Annotated in this window: 6 protein-coding genes and 1 pseudogene; all 7 read left to right on the top strand. The window is 72.4% G+C overall.

Annotation, left to right across the window (positions count from 1 at the left end; all coding sequences use genetic code 11):
- Positions 1 to 746, top strand: a 746-nt coding sequence (locus Q7W02_03645; GenBank protein MDO8475283.1) for a hypothetical protein, incomplete at its 5' end; no start/stop codon positions are given.
- Between the two features lie 12 nt (positions 747 to 758).
- Positions 759 to 1,769, top strand: a complete 1,011-nt coding sequence (locus Q7W02_03640) for an NAD-dependent epimerase/dehydratase family protein (protein ID MDO8475282.1) — start codon at positions 759 to 761, stop codon at positions 1,767 to 1,769.
- The gene (gene hpnD / locus Q7W02_03635; protein MDO8475281.1) at positions 1,766 to 2,635 is read left to right on the top strand and encodes a presqualene diphosphate synthase HpnD; all 870 of its coding nucleotides are present in this window, start codon (positions 1,766 to 1,768) and stop codon (positions 2,633 to 2,635) included. Before Q7W02_03640 ends, hpnD begins: the two co-directional genes overlap by 4 nt.
- A complete protein-coding gene (locus tag Q7W02_03630) occupies positions 2,632 to 3,642 on the top strand; it encodes an alcohol dehydrogenase catalytic domain-containing protein (GenBank protein MDO8475280.1) in 1,011 nt (336 codons plus the stop codon). The genes hpnD and Q7W02_03630 overlap by 4 nt, the downstream gene beginning before the upstream one ends.
- Before the next feature lie 118 nt (positions 3,643 to 3,760).
- The gene (locus Q7W02_03625; protein ID MDO8475279.1) at positions 3,761 to 4,741 is read left to right on the top strand and encodes an alcohol dehydrogenase catalytic domain-containing protein; all 981 of its coding nucleotides are present in this window, start codon (positions 3,761 to 3,763) and stop codon (positions 4,739 to 4,741) included.
- 7 nt (positions 4,742 to 4,748) lie between these two features.
- A pseudogene (gene ispH, locus Q7W02_03620) lies at positions 4,749 to 4,961 on the top strand (4-hydroxy-3-methylbut-2-enyl diphosphate reductase).
- Positions 4,935 to 5,225, top strand: coding sequence for a hypothetical protein (locus Q7W02_03615; GenBank protein ID MDO8475278.1), 291 nt, complete (start codon positions 4,935 to 4,937; stop codon positions 5,223 to 5,225). Before ispH ends, Q7W02_03615 begins: the two are co-directional and overlap by 27 nt.
- The last annotated feature ends 107 nt before the right edge of the window (positions 5,226 to 5,332 follow it).

The raw sequence follows: 5,332 nt of genomic DNA, 5'->3' as shown, positions 1-5,332 counted from the left end.
GAAGGAGAGGGCGCTCCGGGCCGCGGCGTCCGGCGCCGACCGGCTTGGTCGCGATCCTGGTCCTGACGGCGGTTGAGCTCGAGGCTCGGGCCCTGGCCCGGGCGCTCTCCCTGCCGTTGCTGCCGTCCTTGTCGTTCCCCGCGTTCGGCCGTGGGACTCTCCGCGTGGCTCCCGTCGGTCTCCGTGCCGGTCTCCTCGGCTCCCGCTGGACGGCTCTCGTCTCGGCTTCAGACCGCCCGCTGGTCGTCTCGGCGGGCGTCTGCGGAGGGCTCGACCCCGCCCTCCGCGTGGGCGACCTCGTGCTGCCCGACGCGGTCATCAACGACGCGGGGCTGCGGCTGCCCGTTACCGGGAGCCACGAACAGAGGGCCGCTGCCGCATCGGGTGCCCACGCGCGAGCCGGCGTCATGGCGACGGCGAGCCGGGCCGTGGCGACGCCGGAGGCCAAGGCGGCGCTTCGCGCCGCGACGGGCGCCGTGGCCGTGGACATGGAGTCGGCGGCCATCCTCGAGGCGGCGGCCGCACGCGGCTGCTTCTCCCTCGTGGTGCGCGCCGTGTCGGACGACGCGCGCGAGACGCTGCCCGACGAGCTGATGCGGCTCATGGGCGCCGACGGGCGCATCCGATGCGGCGGCGTCCTCGCCCTGGCGCACCCGCGCGTCCTGCGCCGCGCGCTCCAGCTCCGGCGCTCGACGCGTCGGGCGCTGGCGAGCGTGGCGGGCTCGCTCGCCCGGCTGGCGGCCTAGACGGCCCGCGCCATGGACGCGCTCGTCACGGGCGGCACCGGGTTCGTCGGCGCCAACCTCGTCCGGGAGCTCTTGGCCGACGGCCGGACGGTGCGCGTGCTGGCGCGCAAGGGCAGCGATCGCAGGGCGCTCGAGGGCTGCGCGGTTGAGATCGCCGAGGGCGATCTCCTCGACGCGGATTCGCTCCGGGCGGCGGTCAAGGGCGCGCGGCGGGTCTACCACGTCGCCGCCGACTACCGGCTCTGGGCGCGGGACCCGCGCGAGCTCTACCGCGCCAACGTGGACGGCACCCGCCACATCCTGACGGCCGCCGCCGAGGCGGGCGCCGAGCGCATCGTCTACACCTCGACCGTCGGCGCGCTGGGCATCCCGAAGGACGGGACGCCGGGAGACGAGACGAGCCCCGTGGGGCTCGAGGACATGGTCGGGCCCTACAAGGCCTCCAAGTTCCTTGCCGAGCGCGTCGCCGACGAGCTCGCGGCGCGCGGGGCGCCGATCATCATCGTCAACCCCTCGACGCCGATCGGCTCCTGGGACGTCAAGCCCACGCCGACGGGGCAGATGGTCGTGGATTTTCTCAAGGGCAAGATGGTGGGCTCGCTCGACACGGGGCTCAACATCGTCCACGTGCGGGACGTCGCCCGCGGCCACATCCTGGCCGCCGAACGCGGCAGGGTCGGCCAAAAGTACGTGCTCGGCCACCGCAACATGTCCCTCATCGAGATTTTCCTGGCGCTCGCCGGGATCACGGGTCTCCGCGCGCCCCGGTTCCGGGTGCCGTACGGCGTGGCGTGGATGGCCGCCCTCTGCATGGAGGGCGCGGCCCGCGTCACCGGCGGGACACCCCAGGTGCCGCTGAACGCCGTGCGGATGGCGCGAAAGCGCATGTACTTCAGCGCCGAGAAGGCCGTCCGCGAGCTCGGCCTGCCGCAGAGGCCCGCCGAAGACGCGCTGCGGGACGCCGTCGCCTGGTTCGTCGAGCGGGGTCACGCCCCCCGACCTGCAGGGCTTCGCGCGGTATGAATCCCGCCAGGTTCGTTTCGAGACTGACGCGCAAGAGCCGCTCCAACTTTTTCTACGCCTTCATCTGCCTGCCGAGGCCCCAGCGCGAGGCCCTCTACGCGGTCTACGCCTTCTGCCGCATCGTCGACGACGCGGTGGACGTCGGGCAGGACCGCGCGGCCCAGCGAAAGGAGCTCGAGCGCTGGCGCGCGGAGATCGCGCAGGTCTTCGGGGGCTCGCCGGAGCACCCGGCGGCCCAGCGGCTGCAGGAAGCCGTGAAGATCTTTGCGATCCCGCGCGCGGCGCTCGAAGAGATCATCGCGGGCGTCGAGATGGACCTCGAGCGCTCCACGTACAAGACGTTCGACGAGCTCTACCCGTACTGCTACCGCGTCGCCTCCGCCGTCGGGCTCTGCTGCATCGAGATCTTCGGCTACACGGACGTGCGGGCGCGCGAGTACGCGGTCAACCTCGGCGTCGCGCTCCAGCTGACCAACATCATGCGCGACGTCCAGCCCGACGCCCTGGCCGGGCGCGTCTACCTGCCCCAGGAGGACCTTGAGCGCTTCGGCGTCACCGCCGACGACCTGGCGGCGGGGCGCTACACCCCCGACTTCGTCAGGCTCATGGAGCACGAGGCCCGGCGCGCGCGCGCCTACTACGAGGGCGCGTGGGCTGCGCTGCCGCGCGCCGACCAGCACACCCTCTTCGCCGCGGAGATCATGGGGCGGACCTACTTCGCGCTTCTCGAAACGATCGAGCGCCGCCGATTCCGCGTCTTTGGCGGGCGCGTGAGCGTGCCCACGCCCAGGAAGCTCGGCATCGCGCTCCGCTGCTGGGTCCAGTCGAGGTGGGGCCGGTCGAGGCGGGGAAAGAAGCGCACGTGAAAGCCGCGGTCTACGCCGGGCCCGGCAGACTCCAGCTCCGAGACTGGCCCGAGCCGCGGATCGGGCCGGGGGAAATGCTGGTCCGTGTGAACGGCTGCGGGCTCTGCGGCTCCGACATCCTGAAGGTCACGAGCCCGGCGACGAAGGCTCCCGCCGTGTTCGGCCACGAGGTGGTCGGCGGGGTCGTCGAAGTCGGCGCCGGCGTGACGAGGTTCAGCCCCGGCGTGCGGGTCGTCGTCGCCCACCACGTGCCCTGCTTCGCCTGCCACTACTGCCGGCGCGGCAGTCCGTCCATGTGTCGCCACTTCAAGCTGAGCAACCTCGACCCGGGCGGCTTTGCCGAGCTCTGCCGTGTGCCCGCGCCCAACGTCGCGCACGCCGCCTTCGCGCTGCCGGACTCGATGAGCGACGAGACGGCGTCCTTCACCGAGCCGCTGGCCTGCTGCCTGCGCGCCGTCAAGCGCTCCGGGGCGGCGCCGGGCGACACGGTGATGGTCGTGGGCCTGGGCTCGATCGGGTGTCTGCTGGCCCGGGTCTTTTCGCTCGCCGGCGCCGCCGTCTTCGGCGCCGACCTCGTCGCCGGCAGGCGGGCGCTCGGCCGCCGCGCCGGCGCCCGCGTCCCCGACGAGGACGCCGAGCTCGATGCGGCGCTCCGACAGGCCACGGACGGGCGTGGCGTCGACATCGTGATGCTGACGGCCGGGGGCGCGGCGCTCCTGCCATGGGCTTCGGCCCGTGTTCGCGACGGCGGCCAGCTCCACTATTTCGCTGGTGGGGCGGGCAAGAGCCTGCCGCTGTCCCTGGCCGATCTCTACCACCGCGAGCTGACAATCTCGGCGACCTATTCGTCCTCGCCCGTCGAGCTCAGGGAGGCATTCGATCTCCTCAGCCAGGGGACGGTGAACGTGGACGGGCTCATCACCCACAGGCTGCCGCTCGGTCAGCTCGCGCGCGGTGTCGAGCTCATGCAGCGCCAGGAAGCCGTGAAGGTCTACATAACGCCATGACAACCCCGAGCGTTGTCTGCGGACTGGGGGAGTACGGGGGCCATTTCTGGGCCCCCGTTCCCGGATGAAGGCTCAAGTCTTTTACGGGCCCGGCGATCTCCGCTTCGAGGAGATGCCCGTGCCGGAGCCGGGGCCGGGCGAGATCGTCATGAGGATCGAGGCCGCGCTGACCTGCGGCACAGACGTCAAGGTGCTGCGCCGCGGTCATCCCGTGATGATCCCGCACGTGCCGACCGTGTTCGGCCACGAGTTCGCCGGCACCGTCGCGCGCGCGGGACGCGGGGTAAGCGACTTTCGTGAAGGGGATCGTGTCGTCGCCGCCAACTCGGCGCCCTGCGGCGCCTGTCGCTGCTGCCGGGCGGGGCGCCAGAACCTCTGTGAGGATCTCCTCTTCGTCAATGGCGGCTACGGGGAATACATCGCGCTCCCGCCGCGGCTCGTCGCCTCCAATGTGGTCCGACTGGGCCCGTCGCTGCCCGCGCGCCGCGCGGCCTTCGCCGAGCCGCTGGCCTGCGCGCTCCTGGGGATCGAGCGCGGCCGGGTCGAGAAGGGCATGACGGTGGCGGTGATCGGCCACGGGCCGCTCGGCTGTCTTCTCGCCCTCGTGGCGGCCCAGCGGGGCGCGCGGGCGCTCCTCGTCGGCAAGCCCGGGTGGCGTCTCGACCGGGTCAGGGGCCTCGGGATCGCCGAGTGCCTCGACGCCGGCCAGTCGCCGAGCCTCGCGGCTCTCCTGCGCGACGTCACGGGCGGCCGCGGCGTGGACGTGGCCGTGGACGCCACGGGCCGGCCCGAGGTCTGGGAGCAGGCCGTGGCTGCTGCCGGCCGGGGAGGGACCGTGGTATTCTTTGGCGGCTGCGCTCCGGGCACCACCGTGGCCGTGGACACCCGGCGCGTGCACTACGAAGAACTGGCGCTGGTCGGGGCATTCCACCACACGCCGGCCTTGATCAGGCAGGCGGTGGCGCTGCTGGAGTCGGAGGCCGTGGTGCCCGACGGGCTCCTGACCCACACCATGGGCCTGGCGGACGTGCGGGAGGCCCTCGGCCTCATGGAGCGGGGCCGGGCGCTCAAGGTGCTGATCGAGCCGTACACAGCCTGAGGAGACTATGGCGACCATTCCGCTTCAGGAAATCGTGCTGGCCGGTCCCCGCGGCTTCTGCGCCGGCGTGGATCGGGCCATCGACATCGTCGAGCTGGCCCTGCAGGTGTGTCCGCCGCCCATCTACGTGAGGAAGGAGATCGTCCACAACCGCCACGTGGTGGAGGCGCTCCGGGCCAAGGGGGCGCACTTCGTGGGCGAGCTGGACGAGGGGCCCGACAACATCAACGACAAGCACGACATCCGGGCGGAGTGGCTCGACGGGGCGAGCCGGGTCGGGGTCACCGCGGGCGCCTCGACGCCTGAATTCCTGGTGAGCGAAGTCGTGGAGGCGCTCGGCCGGAGGCAGTCCGTCGCGGTGCAGGAGGTCCACGTGGTGGAAGAGGACGTGCGGTTCGGGTTGCCGCGGGAGCTCGAGGAAGTCGCGAAGGCGGCCGGGAAGACGTTGCCGCCGCGCAGCGGCGTGAGCGTCAGCGAGGAGTAGGCCATGCGTCTCGTGACGTTCCGGCGCGGGCGCGGGCAGGCCAAGGTCGGGGCCGTGTGGCACGACGCCGTCCTCGATCTCGGCGGGCTCGCCAGCGCATAGGAGCG

The organism is Candidatus Rokuibacteriota bacterium (assembly GCA_030647435.1).
Lineage (GTDB): Bacteria > Methylomirabilota > Methylomirabilia > Rokubacteriales > CSP1-6 > AR37.
This window is presented reverse-complemented; position numbering and strand designations above follow the sequence as displayed.

Excerpts from the sequence above, each read along its gene's own strand:
- Q7W02_03640 (MDO8475282.1), top strand. The coding sequence starts at position 759 with ATGGACGCGCTCGTCACGGGCGGCACCGGGTTCGTCGGCGCCAACCTC.
- hpnD (MDO8475281.1), top strand. The coding sequence starts at position 1,766 with ATGAATCCCGCCAGGTTCGTTTCGAGACTGACGCGCAAGAGCCGCTCC.